Source organism: Streptomyces sp. x-80 (assembly GCF_046549095.1).
GTDB classification, from domain to species: Bacteria; Actinomycetota; Actinomycetes; order Streptomycetales; family Streptomycetaceae; genus Streptomyces; species Streptomyces celluloflavus.
The window spans coordinates 79691-98607 of sequence record NZ_JAJPWM010000014.1; the positions used below are offsets into that span (position 1 = coordinate 79691).

Sequence of the window (18917 nt, forward strand, 5' to 3'; positions counted from 1 at the left end):
TCGCGTTACAGGTCCGTCTGGCCGTTGAGCGCGGCCCGCACCAGGTCTGCCACTGCCATCGAGTCGATCGCTTCACCGGATTCGTCCGGTGCGGACGGCGTGTCGCGGCCGACGAGCCGCAGCAGCGGTTCGAGGACGCCGCTGTCGCGCAGCCGGTCGATCGGTACCGAGGCCAGTACGGCCCGGATCTCTGTTTCGTCGTGGTCGGTCATGGATCCCTCCTCCGGTACGAGCTGCTGGAGCACATGCGCGCCGAGAGCGGCGGGTGTCGGGTGGTCGAAGACGAGGGTCGCGGAGAGCCGCAGGCCCGTCGCCGCGTTGAGCTGGTTGCGCAGCTCGACGGCGCCCAGGGAGTCCACCCCGAGGTCGCGGAAGGACCGTTCGGCGCCGACCGCGTCCGGGTCCGGGTGACCCAGGACCTGGGCGGCCCGGGTGCGGACCAGCTCCACCACCGTGTCGAGCCGTCGGGCCGGCGGCAGCGCGGCGAGCCGGCCGGCCAGGCCCGGGGCGCCGTCGGCCTCGTCCGGTGCGGCGGCGGCGACCAGTTCCCGGTAGCCGGGGAAGTCGCGCAGCAGCGCGCTCGGCCGGGCCCCGAAGGCGCCGACGTACCGTTCCAGGGCGACATCGGCGACCACGGCCGTCGGCTCCGCCTCGGCGACCAGCTGCCACAGCGCCGCGCACGCCAGCTGCGGGTCCATGGTGCCGATGCCCGCGCGCCGGGCGGCCTCGTCCGCCGCGGCCCCGTCGGCCATGCCGCCTCCGCCCCAGGCGCCCCAGGCGATCGAGGTGGCAGGGAGGCCGAGCGCGCGGCGCCGTACGGCCAGGGCGTCCAGCACGGTGTTCGCCGCCGCGTAGTTCGCCTGGCCGGGGTTGCCGACGGCCGCGGTCGCGGAGGAGAAGAGGACGAATGCCGACAGGTCCAGGTCCCGGGTCAGTTCGTCGAGCAGCAGCGCCGAGGTGACCTTGGCGCGGAACACCGCCGCGAAGCGGTCCGGGGTGAGCCGGTCCAGGATGCCGTCGTCGAGGACCCCGGCGGTGTGCACGACGGCCGTCAGCGGGTGCTCCGCCGGGATGTCCGCCAGTACGGCCGTGAGCTGCGTGCGGTCCGCCGCGTCTCCGGCGACGAAGGTGACGCGGGTGCCCAGGCGGTCGAGTTCGGCCCGGAGTCCGTCGGCGTGCGGTGCCTGCGGTCCACGGCGGCTGAGCAGTACCAGGTGCGGTACGCCGTCGTGGGCGAGGCGGCGGGCGACGTGGGTGGCGAGCGCGCCAGTGCCGCCGGTGATCAGCACCGTGCCGGCCGGGTTCCACTGTCCGGCGGACCGGTCCGCGGGCGCGGCCACCAGGCGCGGTGCGAAGACCGCGGCGGCGCGCACCGCCGCCTGGTCCTCGCCGTCCCGGCCGGCCAGGACCGCGGCGAAGCGGGCGGCCGTCCGCTCGTCCGGCGTCACGGGCAGGTCGATCAGTCCGCCCCAGCGCTCGGGGTACTCCAGGGCGGCGACCCGGCCCAGGCCCCAGACGGCGGCCTGGGCGGGACTGTGCAGTTCCTCGGCGCGGCCCACGGACACCGCGCCCCGCGTGACGCACCACAGCGGGGCGTCGATCCCGGCGTCCCCGAGGGCCTGGACGAGTGCGGCCGTGAGCAGGAGTCCGGTCGGCACGCCGTCCGGTGCCGCTTCGTCCAGGGCCAGCAGCGAGAGGACTCCGGTGAACCGCCGGCCGGTTCCGGCGAGTGCGGTGGCCAGTGCGGCGCGGTCGGGGGCCGTAGCCGTCAGCCGCACCACCTCGGGGCCCACCGCGTCGAGTGCCGCCGCCACCCAGGGGTCGTCGGCGTGGTCCTCGGGGAGCACCGCCAGCCAGGTGCCGGCCGGGCCGCCCGTGGCCACGCCGGTGAGCGGCTGCCATGCGATGCGGTGGCGCCAGCTGTCCACGACGGACCGGTCCTGCTGCTGCCGACGCCAGTCCAGCAGCGCCGGGAGCACCTTCGCGAGGGCGTCGCTCTCGATGTCGAGGGCGGACTCCAGGGAGGAGAAGTCCTCCTGCGCCACGGCCGCCCAGAACGCGTGGTCGGTCGCGCCCGCCTCCCCGGCGGTGGGCAGTGCCCGACCGGCCGGCGCGGCCGGCCAGAACCGCCCGTGCTGGAAGGCGTACGTCGGCAGCTCCGTCTGCCGGGCGCCGGTACCGGCGAAGAACGCGGACCAGTCCGGGCCGCTGCCGTGCACATGCAGCCGGGCCAGGGCGGTGACGGCGGTGGACTCCTCGCCGCGTCCCTTGCGCAGGACGGGCACGGTCAGCGCCTCGTCCGGCAGCGTCTCGCGGGCCAGCGCGGAGAGCACCCCGTCCGGCCCCAGCTCCAGGTACGCCGTGACCCCGCGGGCCGCCAGCTCCCGTACACCGTCGGCGAACCGGACCGCCTCGCGGACGTGCCGGACCCAGTATTCGGGCGAGCACAGTTCCTCGGCCGAGGCCACCGCGCCGGTCAGGTTCGACACGACGGGCAGGGCCGGCGGGGTGAACGTGAGGTCCGCGGCCACGGCGCGGAACTCGTCGAGCACCGGGTCCATCAGCGGGGAGTGGAAGGCGTGGCTGACCGGCAGCCGGGACTTCTTGCGTCCCAGCCGCTCCGCGATGTCCAGCGCGTCGCGCTCGGCGCCCGAGACGACCACCGACGTCGGGCCGTTGACCGCGGCGATGGACACCCGGTCGGTCAGCAGCGGGGTGACCTCGTCCTCGGTGGCCTGTACGGCCACCATGGCGCCGCCGGCCGGGAGTCCCTCCATCAGCCAGGCGCGGGCCACCACCAGTCGGCAGGCGTCCGCCAGGGAGAACACCCCGGCGACGTGCGCCGCGGCGATCTCGCCGATGGAGTGACCGGCCACGAAGTCCGGGCGCACGCCCCAGGATTCGACCAGCCGGAACAGCGCCACCTCGATGGCGAACAGCGCCGGCTGGGTGAAGCCCGTACTGTTCAGCAGCTCCGCGTCCGCGCCCCACAGCACGTCCCGCAGCGGGCACTTCAGCTCCGCGTCGAGGTGGCTGAGGACCGTGTCCAGCGCGTCCGCGAACGCCGGGAACCGCTCGTACAGTTCGCGGCCCATCCCGAGGCGCTGGCTGCCCTGGCCGGAGAAGAGGAAGGCGAGCTTTCCGGTGCGCCCCGTCTCACCCGCGATCACCTGCGGGGTGCCGGTGCCGGCGGCGAGGGCCGCGAGGCCGGCGCGGAGTCCGGCGCGTTCGGCGGCCGGCAGGACGGCCCGGTGCTCGAAGGCCGAGCGGGTCGTCGCGAGCGAGAACGCGAGGTCGGCGAGCGGGGTGTCCGGGTGCGCGTCGGTGTGCGCGAGGAGGCTGCGGGCCTGGTCGCGCAGGGCGCCGGCCGTCCGGCCGGCGAGCAGGACGGGCAGCAGCCCCGCCGCGCGGTCCGGCCCCGCCGGGCCGGCCACCGGCTCGGCGGCCGGGGCCTGTTCGAGGATCACGTGCGCGTTGGTTCCGCTGGCGCCGAACGACGACACTCCGGCCCGGCGCGGCCTGCCGGTGTCCGGCCAGGTGGCCGGTGCGGTCAGCAGGGCGGCGGCCCCGGCGGTCCAGTCCACGTGCGACGACGGGGTCTGCGCGTGCAGTGTCCTCGGCAGCGTGCCGTGCCGCATCGCCATGACCATCTTGATCACGCCCGCGACGCCCGACGCGGCCTGGGTGTGGCCGATGTTGGACTTCAGCGAGCCGAGCAGCAGGGGCCGCTGCGGGTCCCGGTCCTGCCCGTAGGTGGCGAGCAGGGCCTGTGCCTCGATCGGGTCGCCGAGCTTGGTGCCGGTGCCGTGCGCCTCCACGGCGTCCACGTCGGCGGGGGCCAGGCCGGCGTTGGCGAGGGCCTGGCGGATGACGCGCTGCTGGGCGGGGCCGCTGGGGGCGGTCAGTCCGTTGGACGCGCCGTCCTGGTTGATCGCCGAGCCGCGCAGGACCGCCAGGACGCGGTGGCCGTTGCGCCGGGCCTCGGAGAGCCGCTCGACGACGAGCATGCCCACGCCCTCGGCCCAGCCCGTACCGTCCGCGTCGTCGGAGAACGCCTTGCAGCGGCCGTCCGGGGAGAGGGCGCCCTGCGCGCTGAACTCGACGAATCCGGCCGGGGTGGCCATCACCGTCACACCGCCGGCCAGGGCGATGGAGCACTCACCCGAGCGCAGCGCCTGCGCGGCCAGGTGCAGGGCCACCAGCGACGACGAGCAGGCCGTGTCCACCGACACCGTCGGCCCCTGCAAGCCGAAGCTGTACGCCAGCCGGCCGGAGAGCAGGCTCGCGGACTGGGCGGTCTGCCACTGTCCGATCTCCTCCGGCGGCCGGTAGTCGCCGCTGCCGCCGCCGACGTAGACGCCGGTGCCGCTGCCGCGGAGGGTGGCCGGGTCGATCCCGGCACGCTCCAGCGCCTCCCAGGCGGCTTCGAGGACGATGCGCTGCTGGGGGTCCATGACGAGCGCCTCGCGCGGCGAGATCCCGAAGAAGCCGGGGTCGAACTCCGCCGCGTCGTAGAGGAATCCGCCGTGGCCGGTCGCGCTGCGGCCGCCGTGGCCGTCGGGGCGTCCGGTGAGCAGCGCGTCCAGGTCCCAGCCGCGGTCGGTGGGCAGCTCGCCCACCGCGTCGATCCCCTCGCTGACCAGGTGCCACAGGTCCTCGGGGGACCGCACACCGCCCGGGTAGCGGCAGCTCATGCCGATGATGGCGATCGGGTCGTCGTCGGCCGCGCGGCCCACGGCCGCCGGTGTCGCGGGTGCCGCGGTCTTCGCCACGTCCCCCTGCTCGCCCAGCAGTTGGGTGTGCAGCTGGTCCGCCAGCTCCGCGGGGGTGGGGTGGTCGAAGACGAGCGTCGCCGGCAGGGTGAGGCCGGTGGCGGCGGCGAGCCGGGTGCGCAGGTCGACGGCGGTCAGCGAATCGAAGCCGAGGTCGCGGAAGGGCAGACCGTCCTCGACCACGTCGGTGCTCGGATGTCCCAGGACCTCGGCGACCTGGGTGCGGACGAGCGCGCGGAGGGTGTCCGCGCGTTCGGCACCGGAGAGGGCCAGCAGGCGCCGCCGGTAGGCGTCCGCGGCCTGTCCGGCCGACTCGTCCGCCTGGTCGCGGCCGGCCGCTTCGATGGCCGTACGGGCCTCCGGCAGATCGGTGAAGAACCGGCTGTGGCGCTGTGCGGTGGCGGCGGGGGCGAACACCTCCCAGGTCACGTCGGCCACCGTCACCGCGCTCTCGTCGTCGGCGACGGCGCGGCCGAGGGCGGCGAGCGCCGGTTCGGCGGCCATCGGCGGCAGTCCGCTCAGCCGCAGATGGGCGGCGAGGGACGGTTCCGTGCTGTCCGCCCAGGCGCCCCAGGCGACGGAGAGGGCGTGCGCGCCCCGGTCCCGGCGCTGCCGTGCGAAGGCGGCCAGGCGCGCGCCGAGCGCGGCCCGGTCGCCCTGCCCGCGGACGCCCCACACCCCGGCGACCGAGCTGAACAGGACGAACGCGTCCAGCGGCCGGTCGCCGAGCAGGTCGTCGAGGTGGCTGACCGCGGTGAGGGTCGCCGCGGCGTCGGTGTCGTCCGCCGCGTGGATCACGGCGGTCAGCGGTGCGTGCTGCGGGACCGCGTCGAGGGCGGCGGCGAGCGCGGCACGGTCGGACGGGTCGCAGGTGACGACGGTGAGGGTGGTGCCGTACGGCGTCAGCTCCTCGCCCAGGGCGGTCGTTTCGGCCGGGTCGAGGCCGGGGCCCGCCGTCACCACCAGGTGCCCGGCGCCCTCGCGGGCCAGCCAGCGGGCGACGCCGCGGCCGGTGGGCGAGGTACCGCCGACGACGAGCACCGTGCCGGCCGGTTTCCACGAACCGCCGGGGCCGCCTGGTGCGCGCACCAGGCGGCGCGCGTGGGTGCCGGTGGCGCGGACCGCGAGCTGGTCCTCGCCGTCGGGTCCGCCGAGCGCCCGGACGAAGCCGGCCGCGGCCGGTGCGTCCAGTACCTCGGGCAGGTCGATCAGACCGCCCCAGCGCTCGGGGTACTCCAGCGCGGCCACCCGGCCCTCGCCCCATACGGCCGCCTGGCCGGGGTGAGCCAGGCGCTCCGTCGCCCCGACGGCGACGGCGCCGCGCGTGACGCACCACAGCGGTGCGTCGACACCGGCCTCGCCCAGCGCCGTCAGCAGCGCCGTGGGCCGGACCGCGGCGGGCGGCAGGGCGGCGCTTCCGGGGCCGGCGGCCTCGGGTGCGGTCGGTTCGGCCGCCGCCAGCAGGGACACCACACCGGTGTACTCCGCGCCGTCGCCGCGTGCCGTGGCCAGGTCCCCGGCCTCGACGCGGACCGCGTCCTCGCCCAGGGCGTCCAGCACGGCCGTGACCCAGGCGTCCCGGGCGGCCCCGGCCGGTACGAGCACCAGCCGGCGTCCGTGCGGCGGCGCGGAGCCGGTGGCGGGCAGTGCCGTCCAGGTTTCGCGGTAGCGCCAGGTGCCGGACGCGGACTGCTCGGTGCGGCGGCGCCGCCAGGAGGACAGTGCGGGGACCATCGCGGTCACGGTGTCGTCGTCCAGCTCCAGTGTCGCGGCGAGCGCGTCCACATCGCGGTCCTCCACCGCCGACCAGAACTCCGTGTCCGCGGCGTCGGGGGCGCCCGGCCGGGCGGCGGCCCGCGCCGGCCAGAACCGCTCGCGCTGGAACGCGTAGGTCGGCAGGTCCACCCGCCGGGCGCCCGATCCGGCGAAGTACGCGGACCAGTCCACGGCCACGCCCCGCACGTGCAGGCGGGCCAGCGCGGTGGTGACGGCCGCCGTCTCGTCCCGGTCCGCGCGCAGGACGGGCACGACCGTCGCCGCGGGCTCGTCGCCGTCGAGGCTCTGCTGGGCCATGGCGGCGAGCACTCCGTCGGGCCCGAGCTCGACGAACGCCGTCACGCCCGCGTCCCGCAGGGTGCGCACGCCGTCGGCGAACCGCACCGCCTCGCGGACGTGGCGGACCCAGTACGCGGGCGAGGTCAGTTCCTCGTCCGCGGCGAGGCGGCCGGTCAGGTTCGAGACGACCGGCACCTGGGGTTCCTGGAAGGTCAGTTGACCGGCGACGCGGGCGAAGTCGGCCAGCATCGGGTCCATCAGCGGCGAGTGGAAGGCGTGGCTGACGCGCAGGCGCCGGGTCCGCCGGCCCTGCTCCGTGAAGCGTGCGGCGAGCTCCAGGACGGCGGCCTCGGCGCCGGCGATGACCAGCGCGTCGGGGCCGTTGACGGCCGCGAGCGCCACGGACGCGTCCAGCAGCGGGGTGATCTCGTCCTCGGTGGCCTCTACGGCCACCATCGCGCCGCCCGCGGGGAGTTGCTGCATGAGCGTGGCGCGGGCGGCGACCAGCCGGCAGGCGTCCGGCAGGGAGAGGACCCCCGCCACATGTGCCGCGGTGAGTTCGCCGATCGAGTGCCCGGCGACGAAGTCGGGCCGCACCCCCCATGATTCGACCAGCCGGAACAGCGCCACCTCGATGGCGAAGAGGGCCGGCTGGGTCCAGCCCGTGTCGTTCAGCAGCTCCGCCTCGGGCGTGCCGGCGGCCGCGAACAGCACGTCCCGCAGCGGGCGGGCCAGTTCGACGTCCAGGTGCGCCAGCACCGCGTCCAGGGCCTCGGCGAAGACGGGGAAGTGTGCGGCGAGTTCCCGGCCCATTCCGGCCCGCTGGCTGCCCTGGCCGGAGAAGAGGAACGCGGTCTTCCCGGCGGTGTGGCCGGCCGTGCCGCGCGCCGCCTCCGTCACCCCGCCGTCGGCGGCGAGCAGCACCGCGCGGTGCGGGAAGGCGGTACGGCCCGTCGCGAGCGAGTACCCCACGTCCACGGGGGACGGCGCGTGGTCGTCTCCGGTGAAGGAGATCAGCCGCTCGATCTGCTGCCGCAGCGCCTCCTGGGTACGGCCCGACACGACCCACGGCACGAGCGCGGGAGCCGTCGCGGCGGGGCGTTCGGCGGCCGGTTCGGCGGCCGGTGCCTGCTCGATGATGACGTGCGCGTTGGTGCCGCTGACGCCGAACGCGGAGACGCCCGCCCGGCGCGGGTGGCCGGTCTGCGGCCAGGCGGTCGCCTCGGCCAGCAGTTCGACGGCGCCCGCCGACCAGTCGACGTGGGACGACGGGGCGTCGAGGTGCAGCGTCCTGGGCAGTGTGCCGTGCCGCATCGCCAGGAGCATCTTGATGACGCCCGCGACGCCCGCGGCGGCCTGGGTGTGGCCGATGTTGGACTTGACCGCGCCCAGCAGCAGCGGGTGTGCCCGCTGCTGACCGTATGTCGTGAGCAGGGCGTGTGCCTCGATCGGATCGCCGAGAGTGGTGCCGGTGCCGTGTGCCTCGACGGCGTCGACCTCGGCCGCGGTCAGGCCCGCGTCGGCCAGCGCCTGCCGGATGACGCGTTGCTGGGCGGGGCCGTTGGGTGCGGTGAGGCCGTTGGAGGCGCCGTCCTGGTTGACGGCGGTGCCGCGGATGATGCCGCGGATCTCGTGTCCGTTGCGGACGGCGTCGGAGAGCCGCTCCAGGACGAGGACGCCGGCGCCCTCGGACCAGGCGGTGCCGTCGGCGCCGTCGGCGAACGCCTTGCAGCGGCCGTCGGGGGCCAGGCCGCCCTGCGTGCTGAACTCGATGAACGAGTCCGGGCTGGACATCACGGAGACGCCGCCGGCCAGTGCCAGCGTGCACTCCCCCGCGTGCAGCGCCTTGGCGGCCCAGTGCAGGGCCACCAGGGACGACGAGCACGCGGTGTCGACCGTGACCGCCGGGCCCTCCAGGCCGAGCGCGTAGGAGAGCCGGCCGGACATGACGCTGGCGGTGGTGCCGGTGGCGACGTAGCCCTGGACGTCGGCGTCGGAGGCGCGCAGGACGGTGGAGTAGTCCTGGCCGTTGGTGCCGACGAAGACGCCGGCCGGGGTACCGCGGAGCGTGGCCGGGTCGATGCCGGCCCGCTCCAGGGCCTCCCAGCTCGTCTCCAGCAGCAGGCGCTGCTGCGGGTCCATCGCGAGGGCCTCGCGCGGGGAGATGCCGAAGAAGCGGGCGTCGAACTCGGCGGCGCCGGTGAGGAATCCGCCCTCGCGGGTGGCCGAGGCGCCCGCGGCGAGGGCGTCCAGGTCCCAGCCCCGGTCGGTGGGGAAGGCGGAGATGCCGTCGCGGCCGTCGGCGAGCAGCTGCCACAGCTCCTCGGGGGAGGACACGCCGCCGGGGAAGCGGCAGCTCATGCCCACGACGACGACCGGGTCGTCGTCGGCGGGGGCGGTGGTGGCCGGCGGCGCGGCGGTCTCGGGGAGCGAGCCGTCGAGCTCCGCCAGCAGGAACCGCGCCATCGCCAGCGGGGTCGGGCTGTCGTAGACGAGGGAGGCGGGCAGGTTCAGGCCGGTCGCGGCCGACAGCCCGTTGCGCAGTTCGAGGGCGGTCAGGGAGTCGAAGCCGAGGTCCTTGAAGGCCCGTTCGGGTTCGACGCGGCCGGTGTCGGTGTGCCCGAGCACCCCGGCCACGAGGGTGCGCAGCAGGTCGAGCAGGTGGTCGGCGCGCTCGGCGGCGGGCAGCGCCGCCAGTCGCTGCCGCAGCTCCGGTTCGCGGGGCGCGGCGGCGTCCGGGCCGGTGACCACCGCGGCGGCCTCCCGTACCTCGGGCAGGTCGGCCACGAACGGTACGGGCCGGGCGGCGGCGAGGGTGCGGACGAAGCGGCGCCAGTCGATGTCGGCGATCGCGACGGCGGTGTCGTCGTGTTCGATCGCCTGCTGGAGTGCGGCGATGGCCTGCCGCGGCGGCAGCGGGGCGAATCCGCCGCGGCGTACGCGGCTCTCGATCTCCGCGGTGCCGGCGACCATACCGGCACCCGCCCAGGGGCCCCAGGCGACGGAGGTCGCGGTCCGGCCACGGGCCCGGCGGTGCTCGGCGAGCGCGTCCAGGAAGGCGTTGGCCGCCGCGTAGTTGCCCTGTCCGGCGGCGCCGATGACGCCCGCGGTCGAGGAGAACAGGACGAACGCCGACAGGTCCATGCCCTCGGTGAGCTCGTCGAGATGGCGTGCCGCGACGGTCTTCGCGCGCAGTACGGCCGCGAAGTCCTGCGGGGTGAGCGCCGCCACGACGCTGTCCTCGACGACGCCCGCGGTGTGGAAGACGGCGGTGAGCGGGCGGTCCTCGGGGATACCGGCGAGGACCGCGGCCAGGGCGTCCCGGTCGGCGGCGTCGCAGGCGGTGAGGGTGACCTGGGTGCCCGCCGCGGCCAGTTCGCGGCGCAGTTCGGCGGCGCCGGGCGCGTCGGGGCCGCGCCTGCTGGTGAGCAGCAGATGGCCGGCGCCGTGCCGGGCCAGCCAGCGGGCGACCTCGCTGCCGAGTCCGCCGGTGCCGCCGGTGACGAGCACGGTGCCGGTGGGGGTGTAGGCGCGCCGGGCCTCGCCCGCGGCGGGGCTGTGGGTGAGGCGGCGGGCGAAGACACCTGAGGCACGGACGGCCACCTGGTCCTCGCCGCGCTCCCCGGTCAGTACGTCCACGAGGCGGCGGAGCGCGGTGGCGTCGAGGTGCTCGGGCAGGTCGGCCAGCCCGCCCCAGCGCTGCGGGTGTTCGAGTCCGACGACCCGGCCGAGGCCCCATACGGCGGCCTGTTCGGGGGTGCGTACGGGCTCGGAGCGGCCGACGGACACGGCGCCGCGGGTCAGGCACCACAGCGGGGCGTCGATCCCGGCGTCGCCGAGTGCCTGGACGGCGGTGGCCGTCAGCAGGAGGCCGGCGGGCACGTCCGCGTCCGGCGCCTGGTCGCCGACCGCGAGCAGCGACAGGACTCCGGTGAACTCGTCCGTGTCGAGGGGCAGTTCCGCGAGGCGTTCGCCGAGCGCCGCCCGGTCGGGTTCCGGGACCTCGATCCGTACGGTCCGGTCGCCGAGGGCGTCGGTGACGGCGGTGCACCACGCGTCGTCCGCGGTACCGGCCGGGGACAGCACCAGCCACGGCCCCGGGGCGGCGGTGGGCGCGGTGGGTGCGGTCAGTGGCTTCCAGGTGACCCGGTAGCGCCAGGTGTCGGTGCGGGACTGCTCGTCGCGGCGGTGGCGCCAGGCGGTCAGCGCCGGGACCATCGCGGTCACGGTGTCCCCGTCCAGCTCCAGCGCCGCGGCGAGCGACGCCACGTCCTGCTGTTCCACGGCCGACCAGAACTCCGCGTCCACCGCGTCGGCCGGGACCGCGGCGGCCGTCCGCTCCGGCCAGAACCGCTCGCGCTGGAAGGCGTAGGTCGGCAGCTCCACCGGCCGCGCGCCCGCTGCCGCGAAGTCCGCGAAGTAGGCAGACCAGTCCACGGCCACGCCCCGCACCTGGGCGCCGCTCAGGGCGGCGGTGACGGTGCGGACCTCGTCGCGGTCGCGGCGCAGCAGCGGCAGCAGTGCCGTACGCCGCTCGTCGGTCAGGCTCTCGCGTGCCATCCCGCACAGCACCCCGTCGGGGCCGAGCTCCAGGAACGTGCGGACGTCGCGCTCCGCCAGCCAGGCGACGCCGTCGGCGAAGCGGACGGCGTGGCGGACGTGGTCGACCCAGTACCGCGGGCTGCACACCTGCTCGTCGGTGGCCAACGCGCCGGTGACGTTGGAGACGAACGGGATCCGCGGCGGGTGGTACGACACGCTCCCGGCCACCGCCGCGAAGTCGTCCAGCATCGCGTCCATACGGGGCGAGTGGAAGGCATGGCTGACCCGCAGGCGCTTGGTCTTGCGCCCCTCCGCGGTGAAGTGCGCCGCGACGGCCAGGACTGCGTCCTCGTCGCCCGCGATCACCACCGCCGACGGACCGTTGACCGCCGCGAGGGACACCCGGTCGGTCAGCAGCGGCAGGACCTCGTCCTCGGTGGCCTGCACCGCGACCATCGCACCGCCCGCCGGCAGCGCCTGCATCAGCCGGCCGCGCGCGGCGACGAGCGTGCAGGCGTCCGCCAGGGTCAGCACGCCCGCGACATGGGCCGCCGCGAGTTCGCCGATGGAGTGCCCGGCGAGATAGTCGGGACGGACGCCCCAGGACTCGACGAGGCGGAACAGCGCGACCTCGACGGCGAACAGCGCGGGCTGGGCGTAGCCGGTCAGGTCGAGCAGGGCGGCTTCCGGGGTGCCGTCCGCCGCGAAGATCACCTCGCGCAGCGGGCGGTCCGTGGTGGCGTCGAACCGGGCGAGCACCGCGTCGAGGGCATCGGCGAACACCGGGAAGCGGTCGTACAACTCCCGTCCCATGCCCGGCCGTTGGCTGCCCTGGCCGGTGAAGAGGAACGCCAGCCCGCCGTGGCCGGTGGTGCCCTGGAGCAGACCGGGGGCCGGTGCGCCGTCGCGCAGCGCCGTCAGGGCGCGCAGCAGTTCGCCGTGGTCCCCGGCCACGACCGCCGCGCGGTGCTCCAGGGCCGCGCGGGTGGTGGCCAGCGCGTGGGCGAGGCCGGTGAGGTGCAGACCGGGCCGGTCCGTCACGAAGGAGAGCAGCCGGCCTGCCTGGGCGCGCAGCGCGGCGTCGCTCCGGGCCGACACCAGCAGGGGTACCGGCTCCGCCGCGGGCGCCGGGCCGTCGGCGGGTTCTTCGGCGGGTTCTTCGGCGGGTTCTTCGGCGGGGGGTGCCTGTTCGAGGATGGTGTGCACATTGGTGCCGCCGAGTCCGAAGGAGGACACACCGCCCCGGCGCGGGTGCCCGGTCCGCGGCCAGTCGCGCTGCTCGGTCAGCAGGTCGATGGCGCCGGCCGTCCAGTCGACATGGGACGACGGGGTGTCGGCGTGCAGGGTCTTCGGCAGGACGCCGTGCCGCAGCGCCTGCACCATCTTGATGATGCTCGCGACGCCGGACGCCATCTGGGTGTGGCCGATGTTGGACTTGACCGAGCCGAGCAGCAGGGGGCGGGTGCGGTCCTGGCCGTACGTGGCGAGCAGGGCCTGCGCCTCGATGGGGTCGCCGAGGGCGGTGCCGGTGCCGTGGCCCTCCAGGGCGTCGACGTCGTCGGGGCGCAGTCCTGCGTCGGCGAGGGCGTGGCGGATGACGCGTTGCTGGGAGGGGCCGTTGGGGGCGGTCAGGCCGTTGGAGGCGCCGTCCTGGTTCATCGCGCTGCCGCGTACCACGGCCAGCACGTCGTGTCCGTTGCGGCGGGCGTCGGAGAGCCGCTCCAGCAGGACGAGGCCGACGCCTTCGGCGAGGGTCATCCCGTCGGCGGCGTCCGCGTACGCCTTGCAGCGGCCGTCGGCGGCGAGGGCCCGCTGCCGGCTGAAGCCGATGAAGGCGTTGGGGGTGGCCATGATGCTCACCCCGCCCGCGAGGGCGAGGGTGCTCTCGCCGTTGCGCAGGGACTGGCAGGCGAGATGGATGGCGACCAGGGAGGAGGAGCAGGCGGTGTCGAGGGTGACCGCCGGGCCCTCCAGTCCGAAGAGGTAGGCGACCCGGCCGGACAGGATGCTGGGGAGCGTGCCGGTGACCAGGTGCCCCTCGGCGGCGCCGGCGGCGCCGAGGTCGCTCGCCGCGTAGTCCTGGTAGCTCGCGCCGATGAAGGTGCCGGTCAGGCTGGACCGTACGGAGGCGGGGTCGATGCCCGCCCGCTCGAAGGCTTCCCACGCGGTCTCCAGCAGCAGCCGCTGCTGGGGGTCCATGGCGAGGGCCTCGCGCGGCGAGATGCCGAAGAAGTCGGCGTCGAAGTCCGCGACGTGCCGCAGGAATCCGCCCTGGACGGAGTAGCTCTTGCCCTGGCTGTCGGGGTCCGGGTCGTAGAGCCCGTCGGCGTCCCAGCCGCGGTCGTCGGGGAAGCCGGAGATGGCGTCGGTGCCGCCCAGGACGAGGTCCCACAGCTGGTCCGGCGAGGTCACCCCGCCGGGGTAGCGGCAGCTCATGCCGACGATCACGATGGGATCGTCATCGGTGGCGGACGGCGCCGCGGCGGACAGCGGGGCCTCGGTGCCGGCGAGTTCGGCGCGCAGGAAGCCCGCCAGGGCGGCCGGGTTGGGGTGGTCGAAGACCATGGTGGTCGGCAGGGTCAGGCCGGTGACCGCGGCGAGCCGGTTGCGCAGGCCGACGGCGGTGAGGGAGTCGAAGCCGACGTCGCGGAAGGCGCGCCGGTCCGACAGCGCCTCGGAGGAGGTGTGGCCGAGGACGGTGGCGGCCTCACCGCGCACCAGGTCCAGCAGGAGCCGTTCCTGCTCGGCGGCGGGCAGCGCCCGCAGCCGGGCCGCGAACTCCGCCTCCCCGGCCGGGCCGTCCGCCCGCGCGGCGGCTTCGGTCAGCTGCCGGACGTCGGGGATCTCGTCGAAGAGAGTGGTGGGGCGGGTCGAGGTGTAGACGGGGTGGTAGACGTCCCAGTCGACATCGGCGACGGCGACGGCGGTCTCGTCGTCGTCGAGAGCGCGCCGCAGTCCGGCGAGCGCCAGCTCGGGATCCATGAACTCCAGGCCGCTGCGGCGGATCTGCTGCGGGTCGACGCGGCCGAGCTGGAGGTCGTCGGCCCAGATGCCCCAGGACAGGGCGGTGGCGGTCAGGCCGCGGGCGCGCCGGTTGTCGGCGAGCGCGCCGAGGAAGGCGTTCCCGGCGACGTACGCGGCGTGCCGGCCGCTGCCCCACATCCCGGCGGTGGAGGAGAAGAGTACGAAGGAGTCGAGGGCGTCGTCGGCCAGCAGTTCGTCCAGGTGCCGGGCGCCGGCGACCTTCGCGTCGACGACCCGGGCGAACTCGTCGAGGCCGGTCTCCGCCAGCGTCTGGAGCTCGATCACGGCGGCGGTGTGCACCACGTTGCGGAGGGTGTGCCCGTCGGCCTTCAGTCCGGCGAGCAGTGCGGCGACGGCTTCGCGGTCGGCGACATCGCAGCCGACGACGGTGGCCTCGGTGCCCGACTCGGCGAGCTCGGCGACCAGTTCGGAAGCCCCCGGGGCCTGCGGGCCGCGTCGGCTGACGAGGACCAGCCGCTCGGCGCCCTGTCCGGCGAGCCACCGTGCGACGTGCCGGGCGAGGGTGCCGGTGCCGCCGGTGATCAAGGTGGTACCGCGAGGCGTCCAGGTACCGGCCGGGCGGCGCTCCTCGGCCGCGGCCCGGACAATCCGGCGCGCGAACACACCCGAGGCACGGATCGCGAGCTGATCCTCACCACCGGCCCCCGCCAGCACAGCAGCCAACCGCTGCCCCGCCCGACGATCCACCACAGATGGCAGATCCACCACCCCACCCACCCGCTGCGGATGCTCCAACGCCGCGGTCCACCCCACACCCAACACCTGCGCCTGACCGGGATGGGTGACCCGGTCCGAACGCCCGGTGGACACCGCGCCCCGGGTCAGGCACCACAGCGGCACCTCGATCTCCGCATCGCCCAACGCCTGGACCAACGCGACGGTGAGAGCGAGCCCGACGGACAGACCCGGATACCGCTCACTCGGCTGCTCAGCACCAGCCACCACGGACACCACACCCGCGATATCCCCGACACCGGCCAACCGCTCCACCAACACCGCACGATCCACACACACCTCATCCAGCACCAACCGCCGCACCTGCGCACCGCCGTCGGCCAACGCGGTGACTACATCCTCGTTCCCGTCGCCATCGGTGGAGACCACCAGCCAGGTGCCCGGCAGCGCCGGCCGTGCGGGGACGTCCAGCGGCCGCCAGTCCACCCGGTACCGCCACGCGTCGACCGTCGAGCGGTCACGCCGCTGCCGCCGCCAGGTGGAGAGCGCGGGCAGCACGGCGGCGAGGGACTCCTCGTCGAGGTGCAGGCTCCGGGTGAGCGTTTCCAGGTCCGCCTGCTCCACCGCGGTCCAGAACGCGGCGTCGGCCGGATCGGCCGCGGCGGTCCCGTCCGGGTCGGCGGGCACGAGCCAGAAGTGTTCGTGCTGGAAGGCGTACGTGGGCAGGTCCACCCGGCGGGCGTCCGTACCGGCCCAGGCCGCCGCCCAGTCGACGGGTACGCCCCGGACGAACGCCTCGGCCAGCGAGGTGTACACCCTGCGCAGCCCGCCTTCGTCGCGGCGCAGCGTGCCGACCGCGACGGCGGCCTGGCCGCCGACGGTGTCATCGATCATGTCCTGGATCCCGACGGTCAGCACGGGGTGTGAGCTGACCTCGATGAACGAGCGGTACTCGGCGCCCAGGAGGTTGCGGACGGCTTCCTCGAAGCGCACGGTCTGCCGCAGATTGCGGTGCCAGTACTCGGCGTCGGTCGCGGCCGTCTCCAGCCAGTCGCCGGTCATGGTCGACAGGAACGGCACCTCCGGCCGCCGGGGCTGTACGGGGGCGAGTACGTCGAGCAGTTCCTCGCGCAGGTCCTCGACCTGCGCGGAGTGCGAGGCGTAATCCACCGCGATCCGCCGGACACGCACCTCATCCGCACTCAACGCCTCGAACAACTCGTCCAACGCACCCGGCTCACCCGAGACCACCACCGAACGCGGCCCGTTCACCGCCGCGACAGACACCCGCCCACCCCACACACCGAGGCGCTCCTCCACCTCGGCCACCGGCAACGGAACGGACATCATCCCGCCCCGCCCCGCCAACCGCCGCCCAATCGCCTGACTCCGCAGCGCCACCACCCGCGCCCCGTCCTCCAACGACAACGCACCCGACACAACCGCGGCAGCGATCTCACCCTGCGAATGCCCGACCACCGCATCCGGACGCACACCATGCGCCTGCCACACCGCGGCCAGCGACACCATCATCGCGAACGACGCGGGCTGCACCACATCCACCCGCTCCAACGACGGCGCACCCTCAACCGCCCCCAACACCTCCGTCAACGACCAGTCCACAAACGGCCGCAAAGCCTCCTCACAAGCACCGATCCACTCCGCGAACACCGAAGACTCCCCCAGCAGCCGGGCACCCATCCCCACCCACTGCGACCCCTGCCCCGGGAAGACGAACACCGTCTTGCCCGCGACGTCGGCGACGCCGCCGACCACGGCGGTGGACGGCGCGCCCGCGGCGAGGGCGCCGAGACCGTCCCGCAGTTCGGCGCGGTCCGTGCCCACGACCACGGCCCGGTGCTCGAAGAGCGACCGCGAGGCGACCAGCGAGTGGGCCACATCCGCGGAACGCAGCTCCGCGTCGCCGTCCACCCGCGCCAGCAGGCTCGCCGCCTGCTCCCGCACCGCACCCGCCGCCCGAGCCGAAACCACCCACGGCACCGCCGCCGAACCCGGCACATCAGCCTCGACGGCCACAGCGCTCTCGTCCGCCGGCGCCTCCTCCAGCACCGCGTGCGCATTCGTCCCGCTGATGCCGAAGGAGGACACCGCGCAGCGCCGCGGTCGTCCGTGCGCCGGCCACGGCGTCGGCTCGGTCAGCAGCTCCAGCGCGCCGGAGTTCCAGTCCACCCGGGACGACGCATGGTCGCTGTGCAGGGTCTGCGGCAGTTCTCCGTGCCGCATCGCCATGACCATCTTGATGATGCTCGCGACACCGGCGGCGGACTGGGTGTGGCCGATGTTGGACTTCACGGAGCCGAGCAGCAGCGGCTGCTGCGGATCGCGGTCTCTGCCGTACGTGGCGAGCAGGGCCTGTGCCTCGATCGGGTCGCCCAGCGCGGTGCCCGTACCGTGCGCCTCCACCGCGTCCACCTCGGCCGCGGACAGACCGGCGTTGGCGAGGGCCTGGCGGATGACGCGCTGCTGGGCCGGGCCGTTGGGCGCGGTGAGGCCGTTGGAGGCACCGTCCTGGTTGATGGCGGAGCCGCGGACCACGGCGAGCACCGGGTGCCCGTTGCGCCGGGCGTCGGAGAGCCGCTCGACGAGGAGGACGCCGATGCCCTCGGCGAGGGTCATACCGTCCGCCGCGTCGGCGAACGCCTTGGAGCGCCCGTCGGCGGCGAGGGCCCGCTGCCGGCTGAACGCGACGAACGGGTCGGGCGTGGTCATGACGGTGGCGCCGCCGACGAGGGCGAGCGTGGTCTCGCCGTTGCGCAGCGACTGGCAGGCCAGGTGCAGGGCGACGAGCGAGGACGAGCAGGCGGTGTCGACGGTGACGGCCGGGCCTTCCAGGCCGAAGACGTACGCGAGGCGGCCGGAGAGGACGCTCGGGATGCTGCCGGTGACCAGGTGGCCCTCGGAGCTCGCGTCGGCGCCGCGTCCGTAGTCCTGGTAGCTGGAGCCGATGAAGGTGCCGGTGAGGGTGGCGCGGAGCGCGGCGGGGTCGATACCGGCGCGTTCGACGGCCTCCCAGGTGGTCTCCAGCAGCAGCCGCTGCTGGGGGTCCATGGTGAGCGCCTCGCGCGGCGAGATCCCGAAGAAGGCGGGGTCGAACTCGCCCGCGTCGTGCAGGAACCCGCCCTGCGTGGAGTAGGTGGCGCCGGCCCGGTCGGGGTCGGGGTCGTAGAGGCCGGTGGCGTCCCAGCCGCGGGCGGCGGGGAAGTCCGAGACGGCGTCCACGCCGGACGAGACGAGGTCCCAGAACTGTTCGGGCGAGGCGGCGCCGCCGGGGAAGCGGCAGCCCATCCCGATGATGGCGATCGGTTCGTCGTCGGCCGCCGCGGTGGTGGCGACGGGCCCGGCTACCTCGACCGCGGCGCCCAGGATCTCCGCGCGCAGGTAGCGGGCCAGGGCGAGCGGGGTGGGGTGGTCGAAGACGAGCGTGCTGGGCAGGGCGAGGCCGGTGACCGTGGCGAGCCGCTTGCGCAGTTCCACCGCGGTCAGCGAGTCGAAGCCGATGTCGCGGAAGGCGCGCTGCTCCGGTACGCCGTCGGCGGAGGCGTGTCCGAGGACCGCCGCTGCCTCGGCCCGGACGAGTTCGGCGAGCAGCCGCTCCTGGTCCGCGTCGGCGGTGGCGCGGACGCGGTCGGCGAACTCGGAGGCGGCCGCGGTCCGGTCCGCGGTGCCGCGGTCCAGGGCGCGGACCTCGGGCAGGCCGAGCAGCAGGGGACTGCGGCGCATCGCGGTGAAGAGGGGGACGTAGCGGTCCCAGTCGACGTCGGCGACGGTCACGGTCGTATCGCGCTGCACGATCGCGCGCCGGAGTTC

The 18917-nt window shown here is 75.2% G+C and carries 1 protein-coding gene (cut by a window edge); it reads right to left on the reverse strand.

Annotated elements, in window-relative coordinates:
• Positions 1 to 5 precede the first annotated feature (5 nt).
• Positions 6 to 18917, reverse strand: partial view of a type I polyketide synthase gene (locus ACLJWH_RS26570; protein ID WP_411144272.1) — the 3' portion only. 9399 nt of this gene lie beyond the right edge of the window; only the last 18912 of its 28311 coding nucleotides appear in the window; its start codon lies beyond the right edge, outside the window — the gene reads right to left on this strand; its stop codon occupies positions 6 to 8.